Below are 307 nucleotides of genomic sequence, written 5' to 3' on the forward strand. Positions count from 1 at the left end.
CTCCCAAAAGGTTGTATAAAACACGAGGTGTTATCTAAGAGTGGAGATAAACAAGCTGTTTGGATTGAAGTACCAAAGGCTCAGTGGGATATTCATTTTTTTGAACGACCGTTTCAACAAGTAGGATTTCCACGTCTATTATTTCGTTATACGGTGTACCAAAAACGAGTTACGAATATCTCTGTCTTTGCTGTAAAAGAAGATATGGAGTTAGAAGAAGGAATGAAATTATATCAATTTCCATATTCTAATGTTCATCCTAGTGGATCTGTATGTACGGGTAGAGTTGTGATACCTGAATTCCGGG

The 307-nt window shown here is 37.1% G+C and carries 1 pseudogene; it reads left to right on the forward strand.

The features are described 5' to 3' along the window. A pseudogene (locus tag FOT98_RS29180) lies at positions 1-307 on the forward strand (prokaryotic E2 ligase family D protein); the annotation flags it as partial.

The sequence above is a fragment of the Bacillus sp. HY001 genome (assembly GCF_007558965.1).
Classification (GTDB): Bacteria; Bacillota; Bacilli; order Bacillales; family Bacillaceae_G; genus Bacillus_A; species Bacillus_A mobilis.